The organism is Streptomyces sp. I05A-00742, from assembly GCF_013055795.1.
Lineage (GTDB): Bacteria > Actinomycetota > Actinomycetes > Streptomycetales > Streptomycetaceae > Streptomyces.
In genome coordinates this window covers 59320-82068 of sequence record NZ_JABETO010000021.1, presented here as the reverse complement: position 1 = coordinate 82068, position 22749 = coordinate 59320, and the positions used below count along the sequence as shown (strand labels likewise).

Here is a 22749-nt window from a genome sequence, read left to right as displayed (position 1 = left end):
GGACTCAGCCGAGGATGCGGACCTCGGTGCTGTTGGTGCCGGTCCGGCTCTTCTTCACCGCGACGAGGTCGGGGCTGCCGTCCCGGTCCCAGTCGGCGGTCGCGGTCGTGAAGGTGTCGTCCGTCTCGTGCAGGCCGGTGCCGGTCTGCAGGAGGAAGGTGCCGAAGGCGGGTGCCGCGGCGGCGGTCCGGGCTCCGTGGTCCGGGCTGTCGGCCGACGCGGCCGCGGGGAGAGCGAGGACCGCCCCGAGGGCGATCGGGGCGAGTGCGGCCACGAGCTTTTTGGTGCGTACAGGAACGCCTCCCTGACACATGCTCCCGGGAAGTTCCCGGGCGGCGCGACCGATGCTAGGGGTCCTCGGACACGAGGGGTCCCGGGTGTTCCGCCGACGTCCGGAACCCACGGGTGAAGGACCGATTCCGGCTGGCGAACAGCGGTGTCTATTCACAACAACCTTGGAATACAAACTGTTTCGCACCGTTCGACAAGCCTCGGTCCGGCCACCCGCGGCAGGCCGCCGGGGCGGGAAGGGGCGCCGCGGGGCCGCGATTCCTCCCCCGGGCCGCCCACGGCTCCCGCCTTCCCCTTGCGCGCCACGCACCCTATGCTGCCCGGGGAACTTCGCGGTCCGGTAACTGGCGTGGAAACAATGGGGAGTTGTCGCCACGCACGGGCGGCCCGCGCTGTTCCACCGGGGGGGTGCAGTCCCCACGCCTGCGGAGGAACCATGACGCTCTCTCCCACCACCCGCCGTGCCCTCGTCGCCTCGGGCACCGTCCTGTGTCTGCTGACGGGAACGGCCGCGGCCCTGCCGGCCGCCGCCGGCCCGGCACACCCTCCGGCGGCCGGCCCCCAGGGACGGACGGCCGCCCCCACCGCGACCGACCCCCTCGGGGGCGAACTGCTGGCCGCCGACGACAAGGTCCGCCTCGTCTGGGTCGGCGACCAGTCCGGCAGCAAGGACCAGAACTGGGGCAGCGGCGGCACGTACCACTACGTGTTACGCCCCGTCAGCGGGCAGGCCACCCCGGACGTCGGCTGGAAGGTGCGGTTCACCCTTCCCGAGGGGCAGGCCTTCGACAGCGAGTACCAGCAGGACCAGGTCACCGTCGCCGGTTCCACCCTGACCGTGGCGCCGGCCCAGGACTGGCGCAAGAAGGTCCCGCAGAACGGTCTGGAGATCATCGTCGCCTGGAAGGAGGACCCCGCGCCCATCCCGGCCGTCCCCGCGACGACCGACACCCCGGCCACCTGGGCCCCCTACGCCGACACCAGCCTCTACCCCGAGCCCGACCTGCCGAAGATCGGGCAGGCCAGCGGCACCCGGCAGTTCACCACGGCGTTCGTCGTCTCGGATCCGACGGACCGCAGAACCCCGGTGTGGGGCGGCCAGCACTCCCACCCCGTCTCCGGCAACTACACGGTCCCCCGGATCAACGCGCTCCGGCGGGCCGGCGGTGACGTGGTCGTCTCGTTCGGCGGCGCCAACAACAACGAGCTCGCCCAGGACATCACGGACGTCGGCGCCCTCACGGAGGCCTATGGCAGCGTCGTCGAACGGCTGAAGGCGTACAAGCTGGACTTCGATGTGGAGGGCACCGCCGTGGTCGACACGGCGGCCAACACCCGCCGTGCCAAGGCGCTCGCCGCCCTCCAGAAGCGGTACACGGCCAAGGGCACCCCGCTTCACATCTCGTACACGCTGCCGGTCCTCGCCAGCGGTCTCACCCCGGACGGGCTCAAGGTCGTCCGCAACGCGGTCGACAACGGTCTGGCCGTGGAGACCTGGAACGTGATGGCCATGGACTACGGTCCGCCGGTCAAGGACATGGGTCAGGCCGCGATCGACGCGGGCAACGCCCTGCACGACCAGCTCGCCACCGTCTACCGGGGCACCCCGGACGCGGCGCTGTGGAAGATGGTCGGCGTCACCCCGATGATCGGCGTCAACGACAGCCCCGGCGAGACCTTCCTGCTGGAGGACGCCCGCCGGCTCGTCCGGTGGGCCACCGAGAAGCACATCGGCCGGCTGTCCATGTGGTCGGCCACCCGGGACCACCCCTGTGACAAGCCGACCGCGAGCCCCGTCTGCTCCGGCATGCCGGACCAGCAGGAGTACGCGTTCAGCCTGGAACTGGGGAAGTTCACCGGCTGAGCCGCGCACCGTCCCGCCGCCGGGGGCGCCCGCGCTCCCGGCGGCCCGGCGGGCGGTCAGGCGGCCGTTCAGGCGTTGAGATAGGCCAGGACGGCGAGGACGCGGCGGTTGCTGTCGCTGTCCTGCGGCAGCATCAGCTTGGCGAAGATGTGGGAGATGTGCTTGGCCACCGCGCCCTCGCTGATGACGAGGCGCTGCGCGATGGCCAGGTTGGAGCATCCCTCGGCCATGAGCTCCAGGACCGTCCGCTCGCGTGCCGTGAGGGCGCCGAGGGGTTCGTCCCGCGCGTGGCTCACCATCAGCTGGGCGACCACGGCCGGGTCCATGGCGGTGCCGCCCTCCGCGACCCTGGTGACGGCGTCGATGAACTGGTCGTTGTCGAAGATGCTGTCCTTCAGCAGGTAGCCGATGCCGCCCGTCCCGTCGGCCAGCAGCTCCCGCGCGTACATCTGCTCGACGTTCTGGGAGAGCACGAGGATGGGCAGGCCCGGGTTGTCCCGCCGGGCCCGCAGCGCCGCCCGCAGCCCCTCGGTGGTGAAGGTCGGGGGCAGCCGCACGTCCACGATGGCGATGTCGGGGCGCTGCCCGGCGAGGGCGGCGGCCAGGTCCTCGCCGTTGTCCACGGCGGCCACGACCTCGAAGTCGTACGCCTCCAGGAGCTGGATGAGCCCCTGCCTCAGGAGGAAGAGGTCTTCGGCGAGGACAACGCGCACGGTATCTCCATCTTCGTCACGGTCGGACCGCCCACGGGGCTGCTGATGTCGAGGGTTCCGTCGAAGGCCGCCAGCCGGCGGCGGATGCCGTGCAGCCCGGTGCCCCGGACGGGGTCGGCGCCGCCGTGCCCGTCGTCGGTGACCCGGGCGCTCAGCACACCGCCGGAGTACCGGAGCGAGATCGCGACGTGGTCGGCCCCGGCGTGCTTCAGCGCGTTGGCCAGGAGCTCCGCGACGGAGAAGTACACGGCGGACTCGACCGGCGCGGGCAGGCCACCGGGGAGGTCCGTCTCCACCGCGACCCGCAGCGGGCTGGCGATCCCGAGGGCGTGCACGGCGTCGGCGAGGCCGCGTTCGGCGAGCACGGGCGGGTGGATCCCGCGGACGAGGTCGCGCAGTTCGCGCAGGGCGAGGACGGACGACTCCCGGGCCTCCGCCAACAGACGCCGGGCCTCCTCGGGCTTCCGGTCCAGGTTCCGCTCCACGGCCCCCAGGGTGAACCCGAGGCCCACGAGCCGGGCCTGGGCGCCGTCGTGCAGGTCCCGCTCGATGCGCCGGAGTTCGGCCGCCTGGGTGTCCAGGGCGGTGGTCCGGGTCTCGGCCAGGTGTCGCACGCGGGAGGCCAGTTCGGCGCTCCGGGTGGGGCCGAGGAGGAAGCGGGTGAAGTGGGCGTGCGCCACGAGGGCGGCCCTGCTCGCCCACGGCCACGCGAGGAGCAGTCCGGTGGCGGGGAGCACGGCCAGGAGGGCGCTCCCCCAGCTGTCGACGGTGATGAAGCAGTACCACCGGCCGCTGCCGTTCACGTCGAGGACGGGCCGCCACAGCCCGGCGGCCACCGCCAGCCCCTCCAGGGCGTAGTAGAGGACCGCGGCGGGCACGAACCCGATCATGCCGACCGCGGTGTTCAGCAGCAGCCACAGCAGGTCGCGCCAGGTGGCGGGGTCGGTGAGGATCCACTTGCAGCGGCGCATCCACCCGACGATGTCCTTCTCGAACTCCTGGGGTCCGGGCCGGTAGGGGCTGTCGACCGGGATCCCGCACCGCCCGGCGGCACGGCGGTTGAGGTCGCACAGCCGGCGCACGCCCTTGGTGACGATCGGCAGGGCCGCGGCCCCGATGCCGATCACGAAGAGGATCACGAAGTAGGCCGTCACCAGGAAGAGGCTCAGAGCCGCCATCGTCCCGGCCGCGATCGCCACACCGACCACCGTGTCGGCACCGGCCCGGCGGGCCAGGGCGCGCCATGCGCCGACAGCATCGGTCAAGGTTCGGGTCGTCCTCATCAGGATGGTGGTCTCCGTCTCCCCATGCTGGTGGAAGCGGCCGAGGCGCACCACGTGCCGCCGCGAAATCGCCCACGGATGCGTCAGGTCCGTCCCGGACACCGTGGGGGCGGCGTCCGGGACGGGCGTACGGTCATGCCGGCCGTCACCGTCCGGCAGGGCTGTCGACCGGGATCCCGCCCCAGCGGTGCGGCGGTCGAGGTCGCACCGCCGGCGCGCGCCCGTCCCGGGGACCGTGGGGACGGCGTCCCGGGACGGACGTGCGGTCACACCGGCCGGTCACCGACCGATAGGGCTGGCGACCGCCCGGCGGTGCGGCGATTGAGATCGCACAGCCGGCACACGCCCGCCCCGGGCACCGCGACGACGGCGGCCCGGGGCGGACGTGCGGTCACGCCGGCCGCGTCACCGTCTCGACGGGCGGGGTCCGCATCCCGCGCCACGCCGGCACCAGCGTCGCGCCGAGGACGAGCGCGAGGGCTCCGCCGACGATGGCCAGGTAGAGGCCGACGGATCCGGCGGGCAGCGGCGAGTCGTTCTTGACGAGGGCGTACGGCACGACGGTCGTGGCGGCGGCGACGGTGCCGAGTACCGTCCCGACGACGGTGACGAGGCCGCCCTCGACGCCCAGCATGCCGATCACCTGGGCGCGCGTCGCCCCGGTCAGCCGCTGGAGGCCGAACTCGCGGCGGCGGTCCCGGGCCACCGCCACCAGGGCGTTGACCACGGTGATGGCCGCGTAGCCGACGATCATGGCGACGATCGTGTAGTTCGCCGAGACGAGGATCTGCTGGATCTGGCCGTTGCTCGCCGTCAGCGCGGAGCGGTCGGCGACCTCGGCCCCGGGCCGGGCCGCCGCGACCCGGTCGAGCCGCTCGCGGAGGCCGTGGCCGGCGTCGGGCGCGGCCCGGACCAGGATCCGGGTGGGCAGGCCGCCGGTCGTGTGCGCGGCCAGCACCCGGGAGGGCAGCAGCAAGTACCGCTGCTTGGGGTCGTCGGCGTAGAGCGCGACGACTTTCGGCGTGGTCCGGGTGCCGTCGCCGAGGCGGAGCGGCAGGGTGTCGCCGACGCGGACGCCGAACGTCTCCGCCTGCCGGTCGGACAGAGCCACGGTGTCGCCCCGCAGACCGTCGAGCGACCCGGTGACGGGGTGCACCGCGAGGGTCCGGTCCGCGCCGGCCGCGGAGACCCCGCGCAGGTCGACGTCCGTTCCGCCGCCGCGCGCCTCCACCCGGCCGGTGGAGGTGACCAGTTCGGAGGCTCCGGCGACGCCGGGCACCCGGCGGAACGCGTCCACGGCGTCCGGGGCGAAGCCTCCCGCCGAGGACGTCACCACGTAGTCGGCGAGGACGTTCCTTGAGTAGCTGCGGGCGGAGACGTGGTCCTCCGTCGCCTGCATGTACAGGGTTCCGGTGGCGATCCCGACGAGGAGGACGACGGGGGCGACGACGCCGGCGGTACGGACGTTGCGGACCGCCGTGTTGTGCGCGGCGAGCTCGCCGGGCAGGCCCGTCAGCAGGCGTACGGGTCCGCGCAGCAGCACCGCGAAGCCCTTGGTGATGCCGGGGGCCAGCAGGGCGCAGCCGATGGCGAAGAGCACGGACGCCGGTCCGGCGGTGCTCGCGAGGGACGGGCCGTCGTCCATCACGGTGGCCGTGGCGACCGACAGGCTGAGGCCGCCGGTGAGGAAGAGCAGGGCGAGCAGGAGGCGCGGCCCGGTGAACCAGCGGGTGCGGTCGGTGCTGTCGGCGAGCGCGGCCAAGGGCTTCGTCCGGGCGGCGCGGCGTCCGGCGAGGAGCGTCGCGCCGAGCGCCGCGACGACGGCCACGGCCGCTCCGGTGACGACGGGGATCCAGCTCTCGTGGAAGGCGATGGCGTCGGGCACGACGCCGTGTCCGGTGAGCTGTCCGAAGAGCAGCTCACCGAGGTAGCGGCCCGGGATCGCGGCCAGGGCGGTGGCCACGACCGCGAGGACGGCGGTCTCCGCGAGGATCATCCGGCGCACCTGCCGTGAGGTGGCGCCGATGGCGCGGAGCAGGGCCATCTCGCGGCGGCGCTGTTGCAGGGAGAGTCCCAGGGCGGAGGCGACGCCGAACATCACGACGAGGACGGCCCAACTGCCGAAGATCGAGGCGAGGATGACGACCGTCTTCCGCGCGGTCATGGTGCCGGGCAGTTCGGCGAGGCCGCGCCGGTCGCCGGTGAGGACGGTGGCCCGGTCGCCGACCGCCTTCTCCACGGCCGCGGCGAGGTCGGCGACGCGGGTGCCCGGCGCGGGCAGGACGCCGATGGAGTCGATCCGTCCGTCGGCCGCGGCCAGCCGCCGGGCCTCGGTGCCGGTGAAGAACACCGCCGGGGGCGCGTCGTGCCCGCCCTGTTGTGCGGCGATGCCGGTGACGGTGTAGCGCCGGGCGGTGCCGTGGGCGGCCAGCTCTACGCCCGAGCCGACGGAGGCGCCCGAACGGGCCGCCAGCCCGGCGTCGAGGACGATGTCGCCGTCGCGCGCGGGTGCCTGGCCGTGGCGCAGGGCGTACGGGGTCAGCCGGGCGCTCTCCCAGGGGTGGCCGGCGGAGCCGGAGGCGCCGGCGACCGGCTTCCCGCCGGCCAGGACCGTCGCGGGGAAGGACACGTCGGCGACGGCCTGCCGTACGCCGGGCACCGACTGGATCTTTCCGACCAGCGCGGCGTCGAGGCGGCTGCGTTCGCTCAGCGCGGCCGACCCGTCGTCCTGCGGTCCGGTCACCACGACCGGTGCGGCGGCGAGCCGTTGGGGCGGCGCGGCCATCCGGATGCCGGTCTCCAGGAGGCCGCCGCAGCCCATGACGATGGCGGCGCCGAGGAACATCGCCAGGAAGGTGGCGACGAAGCTCGTCCTGCGGTAACGCAGCGTGCGGAACACCAGCTCGCCCATCAGCGCGTCCCTCCCGCCACGGCGGTGGCCGGGCCGTGGGGCTCGTCGTCCCAGGCGCCGAGCCGCGTCATCCGCGCGGCGACCGCTTCGGCGGTCGGCCGCTGCAGCTCGCCGACGAACCGTCCGTCCGCGAGGAAGACGACGCGGTCGGCGTACGAGGCCGCCACGGGGTCGTGGGTGACCATCACCAGGGTCTGGCCGACGGTGTTCACCGACTCCCTCAGCAGCGCGAGCACCGCGGCGGCGGTGCGGGTGTCCAGTGCGCCGGTGGGCTCGTCGGCGAAGACGACGTCGGGCCGGGTGACCAGGGCGCGGGCGATCGCCACCCGCTGCTGCTGGCCGCCGGAGAGCTGGTCGGGGAGGTGGTCGATCCGTTCGGTCAGGCCGACCCGGTCGACCACGGCCATGATCTGGTTCCGGTTCGGGCGCCGCCCGGCCAGTTTGAGCGGCAGCGCGATGTTCTGCAGCACGGTCAGCGCGGGCAGCAGGTTGTAGGCCTGGAAGACGAATCCGACGCGGTCGCGGCGCAGCTTCGTCAGCCGCACCTCGTCCAGCCGCGCGAGGTCGGTGCCGCCGATCGTCACCGAGCCGGCGGTGGGCCGGTCGAGGCCGGCGGCGCAGTGCAGGAAGGTGCTCTTCCCGGAGCCCGACGGGCCCATCACGGCCGTGAAGGTGCCGGCGTCGAAGGTCATGCTCAGTTCCCTGAGGGCGGTCACCTCGTTGTCGCCCCTGCCGTAGGTCTTCTCGACCGCTTCCAGCCGGACCGCCGTCGCCGATCGTCCGTCTTCTCGTCTGTGCACCGGGACTCCCCACCATCCGTCGCGCACCCCGCGCGACCTGGGAACCACGCTAGGAGCCGGGCGGCGGCGGGGTAATGACGCTGGGAGGCGTCCTCGGGGTAGAGGTTTCTCCACCTTCCGGGGCCATGTTCTTCGCGCCCGCCAGCTCTCCCGGGTGGACGGCCGCTCCCCCGAGTGGTCGGCCGTCGTCTCCGGTGTGGCGCCGGGAAGGGACCGGTACCGTCGGTTCCGGCACCGCCGGGGGCTCCGGGCGACGACGACTCCGAGGACGGCATGACGACGACTCCACCACTCGGTTACGCGTTCGACAACGACAGTGAGTACGCCACGGAGCAACACCGTTGCCTCGCCGCCGCGTACGACGGTTTCACCACCCACCGGCTCGCCCGGCTCCCGGTCGCGCCGGGCGCCCACTGCCTGGAGGTGGGGGCGGGCGGCGGCAGCGTCGCCCGGTGGCTCGCGGCCCGCGTGGCGCCGACGGGCTCCGTCCTTGCCACGGACGTCAAGCCGCAGCACGCCCCGGCCGCCCCGGGCCTGCGCGTCCTCGTCCACGACGTACGGACGGACCCGCTGCCGGAGAGCACCTTCGACATCGTCCACGCCCGGCTGCTCCTGCTCCACCTCCCCGAACGCGACGCGGTGCTCCGCCGCCTGGTCGCCTCGCTCAGGCCCGGGGGCTGGCTCCAGCTCGACGAGTTCGACGAGACCACCTACGGCCCGCTCGTCCCCGTGGGCGGATCCGGCGAGCCGGCCGCCGCGGCCTACCGCGCCTACCTCGACGCCAAGCTCCGCCTCCTGGAGGAGGCGGGCGCCGACCTGGAGTGGGGCCGCCGGGCCGCCACCGCCATGCACCGCGCCGGACTCGTCCGCGTCGACGCGGAACCCGCCGTCCAGCAATGGCGCGCCCACTCCCCGGGCATCGCCCTCCAGATCCACAACACCCGCCACCTCCGCGACCGGTTCCTCACCGTCGGCCTGACCGACGACCACCTCCACGCCGCCCGCGAGGCCATGAGCCACCCCGACTTCCTGGCCGCCTCCTGCCTGATGTACTCCGTCCAGGGGCAGCGGCCCCTTGATTTCTAGGGCCGGTGAGCCGGTGAGCCGGTGAGCAGAAGGCTGGTATCACTGATACCGTCGATACCATGTCGGACCCCAAAGCCATGAGTCTGCGTTTCCCGGACCCCGACCAGCGCGCGGTCATCGCGGCCGCCGCGAAGGAGGCCGGGATGAGCATGCAGGAGTACATCCTTTCGGCCGCCTACGAGCGCGCCACAGCCGTCGAGAGGAGGTACCTGGAGGCCTTCCGGGAATCGATGGCCCGCAGCGGTGAAGCGTTCGACGCCGAACCCGGCGCGTCCGACCCCTCCCCCGCCCTGCGCGCCGCCGAGCAGCAGGCGAAGGCCGGGCTCGACCAACAGAAGCAGGGCCGTGCGGCGTGACCGAGGACCCGCCGCCGCAGCGGATCGACGTTCCTTTCCTGCTCCACGCCGCGGAGTTGCTGCCCGGTGATCCGCAGGTCGACGACTACGGCGTGCTGTTCGGGGCCGTCGCCCGCATGTACGCCAGGGCGATGGACCGGGACATCTACGGCTCCCTGCACCTGAAGGCCGGTGCACTGCTGGTCGGTCTGGTGCGGACGCCGTGCCTTGAGCACTCGAACGACCGGTTCGCCTGGCACGCCACCGAAGCCTTCCTCGCCCTGAACGAGTGCCGGCTCGACTACCGCCCCAAGGAGGCCGTCGCACTCGTCCGGGACGCGGCTGCCGGTGCCGCCGGCGTCGCCCAAGTCGCCCGCCAACTCCACGCCTGGTCGGTGAAGTAGCCGCCGCACGGCCGCCCCCGACGTCAGGCGCCGCGCCGCAGGGAGAGGAGTTCCCGTCCCCGCTCGGGCGTGATCAGCTCGCCCAGGGCCGGGTCGGCGAGCAGGACGACGGGGGCTATGTGGTTGTCGTTCAGCGGGCGCCAGCACCGTATGGCGCCCCTGAGGTCCGGCCAGAGGGCGTCCATGAGGCGCCGCCTCGCCTCCGGGTCCTCCGGGGCGTCCCGGAGGCGCGCGGTGACGCGCCGCACCGCCGTGTCGAACTCCGGGTTCCCGTAAGGGAAAGGAAAGCCGGGTTCCTTCCGTCGTTCCGTGTGGTCGGCGATGAGCGCCTGGACGGATTCCGACGCGTTGCGCTCCAGGATCTCCAGCGCGAAGTTCCCCCAGTAGCCGTACTGGTGCTCCACGGAGAGCAGCGGCAGCAGTTCCGCGGCGAACAGGGGTTCCTTCTCGAAGTCGATGTACGCGACAAGGTGGCCAGGGGGCAGGGTGCGCCAGTCACCGAGCATGACCAGGAGCTGGAAGCGCAGCAGCGCCGCCCGGTGGCGCCCGTGCGCTCCGGCTTCCGTCAGCACCGACAGCGGGCCGTCGACGGCACCGTCCAGCGCCGCCTGCCGGGCCTCGTCCACCTGATGGTCCCAGTGGTCACGGGTCTCGCCCGGCGGCTTGCGGAGCGCGTGGAACGAGGAGAACTGCGCCTGCATCAGCTCATGGAAGGAGGCGTGCCGCTCGGGGCCCTCCCCCGACCACGACGCCAGCCAGTAGCCCGCCCACTCCCCGTGCTCGTCCACGTCCTCCGGGTCGAGCAGCATGACGGCCGCGTCCCCGTCCAGGGAGAGCTTCAGCGACCGGCCGAGGATCGCCCCCTCGTCGATCTCCCCCTCCTCGACGTCGTCCCGGCTGTACGCCTCGATCCAGCTCGCGTCGTCGGAATCGGCGAGCCACTCCAGTTCCCCGGCACCGGCGAGCCGGTAGATGAAGACACCCGCGTTCCGCCACCCGTCGGTGACGGACAGGAACGCGCGGAGCGAGGGAGGCAGCCGCCGGCCGAGCCGGGCCTCGGCGGCGGCCAGGTCCTCGGCACGCGCCGGGGCGAAGCCGAGCCACCCGTCCCGCACCACCTCCGCGCCCAACGGGCCGTCCCGCTCCGGATCGTGGCCGGCGATCCACTCCTCGCTCCAGAGCCTCAGGAACGGGCGCCATTCCTCGCGGTTCATCGGGGTCTCCTCGGGTCGGGATCACTGCCCCAAGGACAGCACAGGGGTACGACATCCGGCCGCGGCCCCGGCGGTCGTCCCGCCGGGGCCGGTCCCGCCCGGTGCGGCGCCCCTCCGCGTGCGCTACGCCGAGTGCTCCGGTTCGTGCAGCGGCGCGGCCGCCGAGTCCGGCCGCCCGGCGGCCTTGCGGACCGCCGTGCGCAGTCCGGCGGCGATGCCGAGGAAGGCGCAGACGGCGGCGATGACATAGATCAGGCCGAGCCCCCGGCTGTCGTCCCAGTCGTGGGAGGAACCGTAGGCGGTGATGGCCGTGCCGAGGCCGGTCATGACGGCGACGGAGAGCGTCTCGCACAGCTGGAGGCTGGAACTGGCCGACCCTTCCTGCCCCTTGGGGGCCAGGGAGAGGACGATGGTGGTGACGGCGGGGTAGACGAAGCCCATGCCGAGACCGGCGACGGCCCAGCCGGCCACGGCGAGCGCGACGCTCTGCAGCCCGGTGCCGACGGCCACGGCGATCATGACGTCGCCGCCCACGAGCAGGACGAACCCGAGCACGACGCGGGCGTGCCGGCCGGAGCCGCCGCTCCGGGTGTCGAGCTTGGCCTGGAGCCAGGCGCCGGTGACCCAGGTGAGGGCGCCGGCGGAGAGCGCCAGGCCGGAGCCGAGGGTGTTGAGCCCCATGACCCGGGTCATGCTGAGCGGGAAGAAGGACTCGCCGCCGTAGTAGGCGGCGCTGACCAGGCCGCGCACGATCATTCCTGCGGGCATACCGCGGCGGGCGGTGAGCGTGCCCGCGGGCAGCAGCTTGCGGAGCACCGGCAGCGTGACGGCGATGCCGACGACGAGCAGCGGGATCAGCACGGCGAGGTTGCGGTTCTCCAGGCCCGCGAGGAGGGCGCCGACTCCGAGCACAAGCAGGACCGTGAGCGGCAGCCGGTTCTCGCCGGGCCCGGAGTCGGAGGGGGCGAGCTTGCGCAGGGCGGGCAGGGTCAGCAGGGCGGCGACGGGCACGAGCGGCACCAGGACGAGGAAGACGACCCGCCAGTCGGTGGCGCTTGCCAGCGCCCCGGCGATGGCCGGGCCGAGCAGGGCCGGCAGGGTCCAGGCGGAGGCGACCAGGGCGAGCATGCGGGCCCGCAGCTCGTCCGGGTAGGCGCGGCCGACGATCAGGTAGGCGAGGGCCAGCACGCCGCCGACGCCGAGCCCCTGGAGGGCGCGGCCGGCCAGCAGGACGTACCAGTTGGTGGCGATCGCGGCGACCACACAGCCGACGATGAAGACCGCGAACGCCTGGAGGTACGGGCGGGTGGGGCCGCTCCGGTCGGCCCCCTGCCCGGCGGCGACCGTGCCGAAGAGGTTGGCCAGCATGAACGCGGTGAACGCCCAGCCGAACAGGTGCACCCCGCCCAGATCCTCGGCCGCCTGGGGCAGCACGGTCGCCACCCCCAGCCAGAGGAAGGCCACCAGGGTCACCGAGGTGATCAACCCGAAGGACAGTGCTCGGTAGCGCGGTGACAGCACGCCCTCCGAGGGAGGAGCGGTCTCGGCCTTGTCCTGCATCGGACCTCCGTTCGCCCGGGACGTCCGCGGCGGACCGCACCGCCCTCGAGCTTCCATAGGCATTTCTCTATTTAGGCAACGGATTATATAAGCGATCTTTGATAGACTGTCAACGTGAACGAGACTGTGCAGGACTCCGCCGCCGAAGTGGCGATGTTCAGGGCGCTCGGGCATCCGGTGCGGCTGGGCATCATGAAGGCGCTCGCCGAACGACCGGAGACGTGTGCCTGTGACTTCACCGAGCTGTTCGAGGTGACGCAGCCGACCATCAGCCAGCATCTGAAGGTGCTGCGCGAAGCGGGTCTGGTCGTCACCCGCCGGCGCGGCGTACAGATCTGCTACTCGGTCCGGCCGGACGCCCTCCACCAGCTGTACGACCTGCTGACCGCGATCCAGCCGCCCCGCCTGGCCCGGACCGGCTGACCCGGCCGACCCGCGCCGCGGGGACGCCGGCCGATGACGGATGACGGGCGGGTGGCCGGCAAGGATCCCCGGCCCGGCACAGAAGCTGTCGTGACCGCCGTCCGGCGGAGGAGTACGGCCGGACGGTCAGCGCGGTCTCGCACGACATCGGCGCCGACCGGGTGGACCGTCGTACGGGCGCCCCGCCGTTCGCCGTCACCGACCCCGACGGCTCACTGCCGCACGAGGCGTTCGTGGAACTGGCCGGGCCGCCGGACATCGAGGTGACGGTGCACCCGGAGGGCGACACCCGCACCGTCGTGGACGGCGTGGACTTTCCCGACGTCCCGCACGAGCACGTCCCGGAGTTCCTGCGCACCGTCTGCTCCGGGGGCCGCCCACGTCGCCGGCCGCTTCTTCCCGCCGGCCACCTTCCTCGTGGTTCCCCTGCCCGACGGAACGACGTTCTAAGGAGCTTGTGGGCATGCCCCTCTCCCCCTGGCTGACCAGCCGCCGGCAGTGAGCGGGCCGGGCGGCACGCGCCGTTGTACACCTCCGCCCCACCCGTCGGACGTCCGACGGGTGGGGCGGAGGTGTACAACGAGCCCGGTCTCAGGGTGCGGTCAGCACCCTGTCACGGGAGGCAGGGAGCGGATCGTGCCGTACGCGCGCGGCGGGCACGCCTGCGGCCAGGAGCCGGGTGGCGGTGGCCCTGACGAGCGCGGGCGGTCCGGCGACGAAGGCCGTGTGCCGGGACCAGTCACCGTGCCGCAGCACGGCGTCCGCGACCGATTCCCAGGCGCCCGGCCCCGGTTCGTCCTCGATGACCGGGACCACGCGCAGCCAGGGTCGGCGGCGGGCCAGGCGCGCCGGCGTCTCGGCGTCGTAGAGGCCGGCCGGACCGCGCGCGCCCAGGAAGAGGTGCACCCCGTGCTGCCCGGCGCGGCCCGAGGAGAGGTCTTCCAGCAGGGCCTTGGCGGGGGCCCAGCCGGTGTCCCCGGCCACCAGTAGGACGTCGCCGGTGAGGTCGTCGTCCAGCGTCATCGTGCCGCTCGCGGGACCGAGCCGCAGGATGTCTCCGACCCGGGTGTGCGCCACCAGAGCCTCGCTCACTCCCCCGCGGCCGGCCGGCCGGACGTGGAACTCCAGCTCCCCGTCCGGCCGGGGAGCGCATCCGAAGGAGTAGTACCGCCACGCCTGGGGCAGTTGTGGCGACTGGACGGCCGCGTACTGTCCGGCCCGGTAGGAGTACGGCTCGCCGGTGCGGACGCGGACCACCGCGAGGTCCGGGCGGAGCCGCTCGTGCGCCGTCACCTCGGCCTCCCAGGCGGGGGGTTCACCGAGGGCGGCCTCGGCACCCTCGACCATCGCGGCGACCGCGAAGCGCAGCATGCGCAGCCACGCCCGTTCCATGGCGTCGGTCCACCGCGCGCCCGCGGTCCGGCGCAGCGCCTGCCGGAGCGCGGCCTCGAACGCCTCGTAGTGCGCGGGCCGCACGCCCAGCTTGCGGTGGTCCCGGCCGAGGCGGGTGAAGGTGGCGGTCACCTCGCCGGGGTCGTGCAGGTGGTCGATGAGGTACTGGAAGATGTGCGCGAGGTGCCGGCGCTGGAACTCCATCGACTCGGGGAACAGCGACCGCAGGTAGGGCCACCGCCGGAACAACTCGCCGTAGAGCTCGGCGATCAGGCCGTCGAACGGGGACACCAGGTCGAGCCCGCGCAGGATCTCCCGCTGGTCGGCCGCGCCGTCGTACGGCGCCGGGGACCGCCCGGGCGGGGCGGGGGGCCGCCGCTCCCCCGCGGAGAGGAGCGAACGGCGCAGCCGCATGGCGTCGTGGCGGGCCAGCAGGCCGTGGTACTCGTCGCCGACGATGTCCATGGTCAGCACCCTTCCGGCCGGACGCGGCGGAGCACGGGGGAACCGTTCGGTTCGGACGCCGCCGGACGAGGGGATCTGCTTCCTCCCGCGTGGGTCCTTCGGCGGTGGGCGCGCGGGGTGCGTATGCCGGTGCCGGCGGGGGCGGCGTTCGACGGCCGCCGCTCGCACGCGCGGAGCGGCGGGCGGGACGGGGCGGCGGGCGGTCGGGTGATGCGGGCGCGCGGGCCGGGGCGTGACACGGTGCGGGGCTCCTGTCGGAGGGGTGGTACGGGCCGGCTGCCGTGCTGCCGGTGAACCCGGCCGTCCGGTGGGCGGCACGCGCCAGTATGGCACCCGTCACTTATGCCCGAAGGGCCCCGTTCGCCAGGGCCGTTCGGCCCTTTCGGCCGGTGGCGGCTTCGTGCATGACGAGTCGTCAGGTCGGTCGGCGGAGCCTGACGGCTCGTCAGCGGGACTTCCGGTCCCGGGCGGGTCCGTTCGGCCCAGGGTCCGGCCCGGCCCCGCCGGCCGATCCTGAATGCGGGCCGGGAGGAGCCGTCCGACCCCCGTGGCACCTCGGGCTCCTCCCGGTACCGCGCGTCGGCGGGCCCACGAGACGGCCGGCCCGAGCTCCCGAGGAGGAACGTCATGTCCCACGCAGTACTGGCGCTCGGCGTCGTCGTGCTGTGCGTGTCCGGCTGCGTCTGGTACCTGCCGGCGGTCACGGACATCCGGGCGGGCGTCGACCGGCCCCGGTCGCGGCGGCTGGCGGCCGCGGCCTGTCTGACGGGCTGGGGCACGGCGGCGCTGCTGGCCCCGCTGCTGCTCGCCGGGGCGCCCTGGCCCACGATCGGAGCGGTGGCCGCGGCGGGAGCGGCGGTCTGCGCGGGACTGCGTTCGCGTTCCCTCGTCGAACGGGGGCGCGAACGGCGTGAGACCGGTCGGCACTGGGCGGTGCTGGGCGGCCCGCTCCCGGGTGAGCCGGCGCGGCCCCGGCGGGCGTTCCTGTGCTGGCTGCTGCCCGGTCCGGCCGCGGCGGTGGCGGCGTTCGCCGCGGTACTGGCCGGCGGCGGCACGCCGAACGGAGCGCGGTTCGCCGCCGCGGTCGCCGTCGGCGCGTCCGTCACGCTGCTCTTCCTGGGCCTCGCCGGGGTCCGGGCGCACGCCGCCGCGCGCCGCGGCTGACTGCGTACGTGTGAACGCCAGGGACCCCGCACGGTGGAAACGGAGCGTCCACCGCGGTGAGCCGCCCGGCCGGCGGGCATCCTGCTGATCGGCCGGAGCGACCGGCCGGTGACGGGCTGCGGGAGTGGCGATGGGACTGGCGCTCGGGGTCCTGTGCGGACTGGGGTGGACCACCGCGTACGTGCTGGCGATCCGTGCCGGCCTGCGCGACCGGACCTACGCCATCCCGGTCGTCGCGCTCGCCACGAACATCTCGTGGGAATTCCAGTTCGCCTTCGTCCGTCCGGCCACCGAGCCGTCCGACTGGCCCCGGACCGTCATCAACATCGTCTGGTTCCTGCTCGACTGCGGCCTGCTCTACACCGTGGTGCGCTTCGGCCCCCGCGAGTTCCCCCGCCTGCGGCCGCACGTCTTCCGCGGCTTCCTCGTCCTGCTGCTCGCGCTGGCGTACACGGGCATGGACGTGGTCTCGATGCAACTGGACGGCGGACTGGGGGTGTTCACCGCCTTCGGGTCCAATGTGGCGATGTCGGGGATGTTCCTGGCGATGCTCGCCGCGCGGGGCGACAGCCGCGGCCAGTCCCTGGGCATCGCCGCCGCGAAGCTCGTGGGAACGGCGGCGGCGTCGCTGGACTGGTACGTCGAGCGCGCGCGGTACCCCGGGACCGTCGTGCCGTACTGCGCGGTGGCCTGCTTCCTGCTGGACGTGGCGTACCTGCTGACGCTGGCCGCGGTGATCCGCCGGGAGAAGGACGGACGGAGCGGGGCGGAGACCCCCCGGCGGGACGGGGCGGCACCGGAACCGGCGGCGTGACGGCCGCGCTCCGGCGGATTCCATGCTCCTCCAGACGACGAACCGACGACGACCCGACGACGAACCGCCGACGCCGGACGGTCCGCTCCGGGTCCGTCCGGCGTTCGGGGTGGCGCGAGGGACGTCAGTGACGGGCCGCCGCGGGAAGGTGCTGCCGCTGCTGCGCGGCCGCCGCGGACTTGGCGAACTTGGCGGAGGACTCAGCCGCCTTGCCGGCCGCCGGCGGTGTGGTCGCACAGGCGACGTCCGTGCCCGTCGTGTAGACGCCGTCCTTCTTCGCCTGTCCGCCCTGGTACTCGTAGTAGACGTACGAGTAGAAGTCGATCCGCCTGCTGGGGCCGCAGGCCGAGTCGGCGGCGATGTCGTACGTCAGCTTGACGGTCCGGGTGGCGCCCGGGACGACGGGCACGTTGTACCGCACGGTGCCCGTCTGCCCGTTGACGTCGCACTGGACGGCCTCACCCGTGCAGGATTTGAAGGTGTACTTCAGCCCGGGGTCCTGCGAGGTGTTCCAGGTCGGCTGTATGGACTGGTACACGAACTGCGTGTTCGTGGTCTGGTCATTGGTGAAGGTCATGGTGATGGTGACCGTGGAGCCGGGCGTCGCCGACGGCTTGTCGACGCTGATGCTCATGGGCGGCGCGGCGTCCGCCGAGGCCGGCTGCTGGACCAGACCGGGCAGGCCGATGCCGAGGGCGAGGAGACCGGAGAGACCGAGGCGTCTGCGTGTTGTAGGGCGCATGGCGGTGGAGAGTAGACATCCGTGCTTTCCGTGACAGCAGTGCCCGAAAGGGATCGGCCACGCTCGGGTGGGGCCATGTGACTCCCGGTGCTGGTGCATAGCCGAATGCCCTACGTGCACAGGCGTGCGAGTTGGCCGGGAATGACAGGTGGAACGCGGATTGCCCGGCGTTGCCGGAGGAGTTCCCCCGGCGCGTCCGCCTCCGCTCAGCCGGCCTCGCGCAGCCGGTCGGCCGTCACCATGCGCAGGAACGGCGGGACGGTGGCGGCGGCGGCCACCGCGAAGACGAGGAACGCGACGCGGTCGCCGAACCCCTGGGCCAGCAGGCCCACCAGCCCCGCGCCCAGGGGCATCGCTCCCCAGCTGAGCAGCCGGTAGGCGCCGCTGTAGCGGCCCATCATCCTTTCCGGGACGAGGTTCTGGGCGATCAGACGGGCGTTGACCGTCCAGAGGGTGCCGCCCAGACCGCCGAGGAACGCCGCGGCGGCCACCGCCCACAGACTGTCCGTCACCCCGGGGACCGCCATCATCAGGAACGTCGTGACGAGGTCCGCGAGCAGCGCCCGGCGGCGGCCGAGCAGCCTGTTGACGCGGGTGACGGTGAGCGCGCCGGCCAGCCCGCCGAGGCCGAGGGCGCTGACCAGGACGCCGTACCCCTGGGCCGACAGGCCCATGCGTCCGGTGGCGGCCAGCGGCATGAGGGCCGTCCACGCGCCCCAGCTCGCGCAGAGCACCGTCAGCGTGAGGGACATGACCCTCAGCAGCCGGTCCTCCCACAGGAACCGCAGCCCTTCGCCGATCTGCCGGTGCACGGCGGGCGGCGGCCCGGCGTCGGCGCCGGCCGGAGCGGGACGGAAGCGGCCGACGAGCAGCAGGAGCAGGCAGGTCCCCGCCACGTAGGCGGCCCACGCCGAGCCCAGGGCGAGCCCCGTCCCCGCGGCCAGCAGGAGACCGCCGACGAACGGACCACCGAACTCGTTGGCCACCGTCTCCGCCCCCACCAGCCACGCGTTCACGCGCTCCCGTCCCCCGCGCGGCACCAGGGCGGGCACGAGCGCCGCCGCGGCCGTGAGCGCGACGACCTCGGCGACGCCGAGCACGAGCGCGGCGGGGACGAGGACGGCGATGTCCGCCCGGCCCGCCGCGACCACCGCGGCGAGGACGCCGATGGCGAGCAGGCGCAGGCCGTCCGCGAGCCACAGCAGCCGCCGCCGGTCGACCCGGTCGACCAGCACACCGACGTGCAGGGCCGTCAGCAGCCACGGCAGCGTCAGCGCGAAGGACACGGCCGAGACGAGCGCCGGGGACGCCGTCAGCCGGGTGGCCAGCAGCGGGAGCGCGACCTTCGTGACGCCGTCCGCGAGATTGGTGATCACGGTGAACGCCAGGAGCACGACGGAGTTCCGGGTCCCGGCGGGTGACGCCTCCGCGGGTCCCTCGACGGCGGTGCTCTGCGCGGCGCTCACATTAACCCCCTATTGGCTTGACCGGTTATAAAGGCGGAGCGTGGCACGGAGGACGACCACCCGTCAACCGGTGACGGCGATAGCCGGTTAAGCTGGGGGCGGAGGTACGAGATGCGTGAAGCACCACCGGCGGCGCTGCTGATCGAGGCGTTCGTCAACACGGTCGACGTGGAGCTGGGCACGGACGACGTGTCCACCCCCGCCCGGCTGGCCGCCTGGCTCGCGGACCAGGGGCTGCTGCCCGACGGCCGGGACGGCCTCGGCCCGGACGACCACCGCCTCTGCCTGGACCTGCGCGGCGGCATCCGGGAGGAGCTGGGCACCCACGTCGGCGACGCTCCCGACCCCCGGCTCGTCGAGCGGGCCGAAACGGCGCTGGAAGCCCTGCCGTTGCGGGCCGTGCTGCGCCCCGCAGGGTCCGGGTCCGCCCTGGTTCCCGCCCCCGGGGCACCCCCCGCGCGGAAGGCGCTGGGCGCCCTGGCCGTCGCCTGGAGCGAGCTGGTGGTGACGGGCGAGGCGGCGCGCCTCAAACGGTGCGCGGAGCACGCCTGCGCCTGGGTCTTCTGGGACACGTCCAAGAACCGCAGCCGCCGCTGGTGTTCCATGCGGGTCTGCGGCAACCGCGCCAAGGCCCGCCGGTACGCGGCCAGGCACGCCGCCGACTCCTGACCGCGCCCGCGACGGCCGCCGTCAGGGTGGGCGGACGAAGGCGACAGGTGCGATGGCCGGACCGGCCGTCGGGGACGCGACGGGGTTCCCCACCGAGTTCAACGACGTCCCCTCGATCCTGGCGAAGTACGGGCGCGTGCGGTCCGGGCATCACGTACCCGGACCGCACGGCCGGCACACTGGTCCGCTGCGGCCCGGGGCCCGGGCCGGCCTTCACACGCCGGCCCGGGCCCGTCCCGCCTCGCGGCTACGGCGTCACGGCACGATCGTCCAGCGCTGACGGGCGTTGTTGCCGCAGGCGTCGATCGTCACGTAGGCCGCCTCCCGCAGCGGCGCCACCAGACACAGGTGCGAGGCCTCGTTGCGGAAGCGGAGGGAGCCGTCGCGGTACATCTCCGCCTGCCAGCGGTGGCCCGTGCCGTCCTTCTTGCTGCCGCGGTCGGCGCAGCTGTGCAGCACGGTGCGGTCGCCGGGGCGGGGCCGCCCGGTGTTCAGAAGGTCGGGGCACAGGCCGCCGCTGAGTCCCCTGAGGCGGACGAGGTTGTCGCCGAGGCCGGCGTACTGGATGTCCCATCGCTGGGTGCTGACGCCGATGTCGCGCCGGCGGGTGGTCAGCGGGGTGCCGTCGCGGCCGGGCCCGCCCCAGATGTCCAGGTAGAGGCCGTTGAACGCGCGCAGTTGGGCCCGTCCGTCGCCGGTCCGCCACTCACGCTCGGGCACCGCGCGGGAGTTGTCCCACCACTGCTGGGCGGTGCTGTCGTTGCACGGGAGGGCCGCGACCGCGTTCCCCTCCTTCCCCGCGGTCAGGCACAGCTCCGGGTGGCGGGAGTTGCGCCAGCGCAGCGGGCCGCCGGGCTCGCCCGGGTCGTCGGGGGTCCACTGGGCCTCGGCCGTGTCGCAGCCCCACGCGATGACGGACAGCGGGATCCACGGGTTGACGCCGGGGCACAGCTCGTCGCGGGCGGCGTTCCTGGCGACAGTGCCGCGGGTCCCGGGCGCGGCCGCGGGGCTGCCGCCGCGGGCGAAGCGGTACCAGTGCCCCTGCACGGTGCCCATGCGGAACCGCTGGTTGGCGTTGTAGCGCTGCCGCCGGGTGGTCACCCGGCTTCCGCCGCGGTCCTGGACGTCCAGCACCGCCCCGTTCGCGACGTTCTCCAGGGCGGAGGAGAAGTTGTGCACCCGGCCGTCGGGCGCGGCCGGCACGGGAGTGGGGGCCGGTTCGAACTGGACGGGATAGTGGTCCGAGCCGCGGCCTCCGGGGATGGCCGCGTTGAACCGGGGCGTGCCGCGCGTGATCGCGTAGTCGAGCTCGCCGCCCCGCTGGTGGGTGGAGCGGCCGGTCCGGGCCAGTCGCTCCTCGGGCCGCAGGCGGAGACTCCGCTCCCGGGCCTGCCGGTCGGTGCGGTTGCGGATGTCGAGGTTGAAGTCGCCGAGCATGACCCAGCTCTCGCCGGGCCGGGTGGCGTTCCGGATGCCCCGGAGCAGGCCGGGGACGTCCGCGCCGCGCGCGTGGACGTTGTAGTAGACGGTGTTGCCGATCCGTACGCCGAGGGCGCGGCGGTAGCGGTATTCGTTCCTGGGCTCGTTCCGGTTGTACAGCGGGTTCTCGATGACCCGGACCTCGTCCGCGCGGGCGTGGGTGACCACGGCGAGGTTGACCCGGCCGCCGATCCAGTGGTCGTATCCGGTGGTGCTGTCGCGCTGCGGGTCGGTCTGGAGGTAGTACACGTGGCGGCGGTGGTGGCGGTACTCCCACCGCGTGTGACTCACGTAGCCCGGCAGACCTGCCGGAAAGGGGTGGGTGATGGGGATCGACACGCCGGTGCCGCGGGACTGGCTCGGCTCGGCGGGCGGTCCGTTTCCCACCTCCTGGAGGGCGACCACCTCGTGGTGCATCGTGAGCGGGCCGACCTCGCCGTTCCAGCGCAGCCCGTTGTCGGAGCCCTGCATGTTGTAGGTGGCGAACGGCCGGGCGCTGCCCGACGGCCGGCTCGTCGGCCGGTCGTCCGCCCGTGCCTCCTGACCGCCGGGACCGGGGGCGGCACCGACCAGCAGTCCGGCCGCCAGCAGCGCGGAGGTGAGGGCTGCTGTCAGCCGTGGTCCGCGCGGTCCGGAACGGGCGGTGGCGCCGGGCCGTGGTAACGGTATGCGCATCGTGGTCTCCTCACGGAGCGATCGGGAGCGGACAACCACAGTAACGATCCGTTCACAAGAGGAAGGCTCACGTCAAGAGCTCTCCGTGTGTCAACTACCGCTGGACGCAGGCGTTTCGGTCAGGGCGCCACCCCTGTGGTCCCGGACTGCCGGGCCCCGGTCTCAGCCGGGGGCCGGCAGCCCCGCGATAGCCCTGAGCGCGACGAGGTGGCGCCGGTAGCGGGACCGTCCGTCGTCGGTCAGGGCGAGCCAGGTGCGCGGCTTCCGGCCGACCCGGCCCTTCGTCACCGCGAGCCAGCCGGCCTCCTCCAGGGCGGCGGCCTGTTTCGACAGCATGGAGTCGGTAATCTCCACCAGGTCCCGTACGTAGCCGAACTCGGCCTTGTCCACGGTGGCGAGGGCCGCGACGACCGACAGCCGCACGGGCGAGGAGAGCAGCGGCGCGAGCTCGTGCCGGGGATGCCGGCCCGCCGCGGCGGAGGAGTCCGTCGGACGGCTCACGCGGCACGCCCCGTGCTCCGCAGGGCACCCACGGCCGGCGGGAGCGCGCAGAGAGGAGCCGCCACGACGGCGAGGAGGACACTGTCCTCCAGGACGGTGACTCCGAGGACGATCGTGCCGACGTACATGACGGCCCAGACGCCGATCAGAGTCACGTGCTTCCTGGCGAAGTTCCGGGGAACGACGGGCTGTCGTCCGGCGTACCACGAAATGCCGCTCACGAGCGCGGCGTTGACGACGGCGAGGACGGCCGCCGCGACCGGACCGTGCCAGAGGACGACCAGCGGGACGAGCACCAACTGCCAGGCCGCGAAGACCCACAGGTAGGTGGAGTACCACCCGCCCCTCCGCCGGGCGGCCGTCTCGAAGCGCTCGATGCCCCGCAACCGGACGGCCGCGTCGGTGTGTTCGGTCATGGACTCCCCCAGGCCTGTGGCGACCGGCTCCGGATCCCCCGGCCGGATCTCTTCAGATGCCAGCATGGCAGGTACTTTCCAT

The 22749-nt window shown here is 73.6% G+C and carries 22 protein-coding genes; 9 read left to right on the top strand and 13 right to left on the bottom strand.

What is annotated here, in order from left to right; translation table 11 throughout:
• Positions 1-4: 4 nt before the first annotated feature.
• A complete protein-coding gene (locus tag HN013_RS20460; protein ID WP_171168279.1) occupies positions 5-274 on the bottom strand; it encodes a hypothetical protein in 270 nt (89 codons plus the stop codon).
• A 453-nt stretch (positions 275-727) separates the two neighbouring features.
• Here HN013_RS20460 and HN013_RS20455 point away from each other — a divergent pair, with 453 nt between their 5' ends.
• Positions 728-2155, top strand: a complete 1428-nt coding sequence (locus HN013_RS20455; protein WP_171168277.1) for a sugar hydrolase — start codon at positions 728-730, stop codon at positions 2153-2155.
• 68 nt (positions 2156-2223) lie between these two features.
• Here HN013_RS20455 and HN013_RS20450 read toward each other — a convergent pair whose 3' ends face one another.
• From HN013_RS20450 to HN013_RS20435, 4 genes are all read right to left on the bottom strand, one after another.
• Positions 2224-2868 carry a response regulator transcription factor gene (locus HN013_RS20450; RefSeq protein WP_171168275.1) on the bottom strand — a complete coding sequence of 215 codons (645 nt, stop codon included), beginning with the start codon at positions 2866-2868 and terminating at the stop codon, positions 2224-2226.
• Positions 2832-4151: a sensor histidine kinase gene (locus tag HN013_RS20445; protein WP_171168273.1), complete on the bottom strand. Its 1320-nt coding sequence runs from the start codon at positions 4149-4151 to the stop codon at positions 2832-2834. The genes HN013_RS20450 and HN013_RS20445 overlap by 37 nt, the downstream gene beginning before the upstream one ends.
• A 391-nt stretch (positions 4152-4542) precedes the next feature.
• The gene (locus tag HN013_RS20440; RefSeq protein ID WP_171168271.1) at positions 4543-7062 is read right to left on the bottom strand and encodes an FtsX-like permease family protein; all 2520 of its coding nucleotides are present in this window, start codon (positions 7060-7062) and stop codon (positions 4543-4545) included.
• Positions 7062-7862 carry an ABC transporter ATP-binding protein gene (locus tag HN013_RS20435; RefSeq protein WP_171168269.1) on the bottom strand — a complete coding sequence of 267 codons (801 nt, stop codon included), beginning with the start codon at positions 7860-7862 and terminating at the stop codon, positions 7062-7064. Before HN013_RS20435 ends, HN013_RS20440 begins: the two co-directional genes overlap by 1 nt.
• Positions 7863-8135: 273 nt before the next feature.
• Here HN013_RS20435 and HN013_RS20430 point away from each other — a divergent pair, with 273 nt between their 5' ends.
• The 3 genes from HN013_RS20430 to HN013_RS20420 are packed head-to-tail and all read left to right on the top strand — an operon-like array spanning position 8136 to position 9687.
• Positions 8136-8948 (top strand): class I SAM-dependent methyltransferase, encoded by an 813-nt coding sequence (locus tag HN013_RS20430; RefSeq protein ID WP_171168267.1) that lies wholly within the window; start codon positions 8136-8138, stop codon positions 8946-8948.
• Positions 8949-9007: 59 nt separating this feature from the next.
• Entirely contained in the window at positions 9008-9304 is a 297-nt protein-coding gene (locus HN013_RS20425) for a DUF1778 domain-containing protein (RefSeq protein ID WP_249375177.1), read from the top strand.
• Positions 9301-9687: a fic family toxin-antitoxin system, toxin component gene (locus HN013_RS20420; RefSeq protein ID WP_171168265.1), complete on the top strand. Its 387-nt coding sequence runs from the start codon at positions 9301-9303 to the stop codon at positions 9685-9687. The genes HN013_RS20425 and HN013_RS20420 overlap by 4 nt, the downstream gene beginning before the upstream one ends.
• A gap of 23 nt (positions 9688-9710) precedes the next feature.
• Here HN013_RS20420 and HN013_RS20415 read toward each other — a convergent pair whose 3' ends face one another.
• The gene (locus HN013_RS20415; RefSeq protein ID WP_171168263.1) at positions 9711-10901 is read right to left on the bottom strand and encodes an SMI1/KNR4 family protein; all 1191 of its coding nucleotides are present in this window, start codon (positions 10899-10901) and stop codon (positions 9711-9713) included.
• A 123-nt stretch (positions 10902-11024) separates the two neighbouring features.
• Complete coding sequence (locus HN013_RS20410) at positions 11025-12461, bottom strand: MFS transporter (protein ID WP_171168261.1); 1437 nt, start codon at positions 12459-12461, stop codon at positions 11025-11027.
• Between the two features lie 114 nt (positions 12462-12575).
• On the opposite strand from HN013_RS20410, the gene HN013_RS20405 reads away from it, so the two are divergent.
• Positions 12576-12884, top strand: coding sequence for a metalloregulator ArsR/SmtB family transcription factor (locus HN013_RS20405; RefSeq protein ID WP_312018663.1), 309 nt, complete (start codon positions 12576-12578; stop codon positions 12882-12884).
• A 161-nt stretch (positions 12885-13045) separates the two neighbouring features.
• A complete protein-coding gene (locus tag HN013_RS20400) occupies positions 13046-13369 on the top strand; it encodes a hypothetical protein (protein ID WP_312018662.1) in 324 nt (107 codons plus the stop codon).
• A gap of 106 nt (positions 13370-13475) precedes the next feature.
• Here the strand turns inward: HN013_RS20400 and HN013_RS20395 are convergent, their stop codons facing one another.
• Complete coding sequence (locus HN013_RS20395) at positions 13476-14741, bottom strand: globin domain-containing protein (protein ID WP_171168259.1); 1266 nt, start codon at positions 14739-14741, stop codon at positions 13476-13478.
• Positions 14742-15368: 627 nt separating this feature from the next.
• On the opposite strand from HN013_RS20395, the gene HN013_RS33135 reads away from it, so the two are divergent.
• Complete coding sequence (locus HN013_RS33135; protein WP_249375176.1) at positions 15369-15905, top strand: hypothetical protein; 537 nt, start codon at positions 15369-15371, stop codon at positions 15903-15905.
• A gap of 130 nt (positions 15906-16035) precedes the next feature.
• Complete coding sequence (locus tag HN013_RS20385; protein WP_212764588.1) at positions 16036-16719, top strand: hypothetical protein; 684 nt, start codon at positions 16036-16038, stop codon at positions 16717-16719.
• Between the two features lie 124 nt (positions 16720-16843).
• On the opposite strand, the gene HN013_RS20380 is transcribed toward HN013_RS20385, so the two are convergent.
• Together HN013_RS20380 and HN013_RS20375 are read right to left on the bottom strand one after the other, a co-directional pair.
• Entirely contained in the window at positions 16844-17461 is a 618-nt protein-coding gene (locus HN013_RS20380; RefSeq protein ID WP_212764587.1) for a hypothetical protein, read from the bottom strand.
• Between the two features lie 206 nt (positions 17462-17667).
• On the bottom strand, positions 17668-18927 hold the full coding sequence (locus tag HN013_RS20375) for an MFS transporter (protein WP_171168257.1): 1260 nt from the start codon (positions 18925-18927) through the stop codon (positions 17668-17670).
• Positions 18928-19038: 111 nt separating this feature from the next.
• On the opposite strand from HN013_RS20375, the gene HN013_RS20370 reads away from it, so the two are divergent.
• A complete protein-coding gene (locus HN013_RS20370; protein WP_171168255.1) occupies positions 19039-19596 on the top strand; it encodes a CGNR zinc finger domain-containing protein in 558 nt (185 codons plus the stop codon).
• Between the two features lie 255 nt (positions 19597-19851).
• Here the strand turns inward: HN013_RS20370 and HN013_RS20365 are convergent, their stop codons facing one another.
• The 3 genes from HN013_RS20365 to HN013_RS20355 form a co-directional block, all read right to left on the bottom strand.
• Entirely contained in the window at positions 19852-21750 is a 1899-nt protein-coding gene (locus HN013_RS20365) for an endonuclease/exonuclease/phosphatase family protein (RefSeq protein ID WP_171168253.1), read from the bottom strand.
• 162 nt (positions 21751-21912) lie between these two features.
• Positions 21913-22251: a transcriptional regulator gene (locus HN013_RS20360; protein ID WP_312018661.1), complete on the bottom strand. Its 339-nt coding sequence runs from the start codon at positions 22249-22251 to the stop codon at positions 21913-21915.
• Entirely contained in the window at positions 22248-22733 is a 486-nt protein-coding gene (locus HN013_RS20355) for a hypothetical protein (protein ID WP_171168251.1), read from the bottom strand. The genes HN013_RS20360 and HN013_RS20355 overlap by 4 nt, the downstream gene beginning before the upstream one ends.
• Between the last annotated feature and the right edge of the window lie 16 nt (positions 22734-22749).

What these genes read in the sequence shown, in the direction of transcription:
- HN013_RS20455 (WP_171168277.1), top strand. Translation starts at nt 728, where the DNA reads ATGACGCTCTCTCCCACCACCCGCCGTGCCCTCGTCGCCTCGGGCACC.
- HN013_RS20445 (WP_171168273.1), bottom strand. Translation starts at nt 4,151, where the DNA reads ATGAGGACGACCCGAACCTTGACCGATGCTGTCGGCGCATGGCGCGCC.
- HN013_RS20440 (WP_171168271.1), bottom strand. Translation starts at nt 7,062, where the DNA reads ATGGGCGAGCTGGTGTTCCGCACGCTGCGTTACCGCAGGACGAGCTTC.
- HN013_RS20430 (WP_171168267.1), top strand. Translation starts at nt 8,136, where the DNA reads ATGACGACGACTCCACCACTCGGTTACGCGTTCGACAACGACAGTGAG.
- HN013_RS20425 (WP_249375177.1), top strand. Translation starts at nt 9,008, where the DNA reads ATGTCGGACCCCAAAGCCATGAGTCTGCGTTTCCCGGACCCCGACCAG.
- HN013_RS20415 (WP_171168263.1), bottom strand. Translation starts at nt 10,901, where the DNA reads ATGAACCGCGAGGAATGGCGCCCGTTCCTGAGGCTCTGGAGCGAGGAG.
- HN013_RS20410 (WP_171168261.1), bottom strand. Translation starts at nt 12,461, where the DNA reads ATGCAGGACAAGGCCGAGACCGCTCCTCCCTCGGAGGGCGTGCTGTCA.
- HN013_RS20395 (WP_171168259.1), bottom strand. Translation starts at nt 14,741, where the DNA reads ATGGACATCGTCGGCGACGAGTACCACGGCCTGCTGGCCCGCCACGAC.
- HN013_RS33135 (WP_249375176.1), top strand. Translation starts at nt 15,369, where the DNA reads ATGTCCCACGCAGTACTGGCGCTCGGCGTCGTCGTGCTGTGCGTGTCC.
- HN013_RS20385 (WP_212764588.1), top strand. Translation starts at nt 16,036, where the DNA reads ATGGGACTGGCGCTCGGGGTCCTGTGCGGACTGGGGTGGACCACCGCG.
- HN013_RS20380 (WP_212764587.1), bottom strand. Translation starts at nt 17,461, where the DNA reads ATGCGCCCTACAACACGCAGACGCCTCGGTCTCTCCGGTCTCCTCGCC.
- HN013_RS20370 (WP_171168255.1), top strand. Translation starts at nt 19,039, where the DNA reads ATGCGTGAAGCACCACCGGCGGCGCTGCTGATCGAGGCGTTCGTCAAC.
- HN013_RS20365 (WP_171168253.1), bottom strand. Translation starts at nt 21,750, where the DNA reads ATGCGCATACCGTTACCACGGCCCGGCGCCACCGCCCGTTCCGGACCG.
- HN013_RS20355 (WP_171168251.1), bottom strand. Translation starts at nt 22,733, where the DNA reads ATGCTGGCATCTGAAGAGATCCGGCCGGGGGATCCGGAGCCGGTCGCC.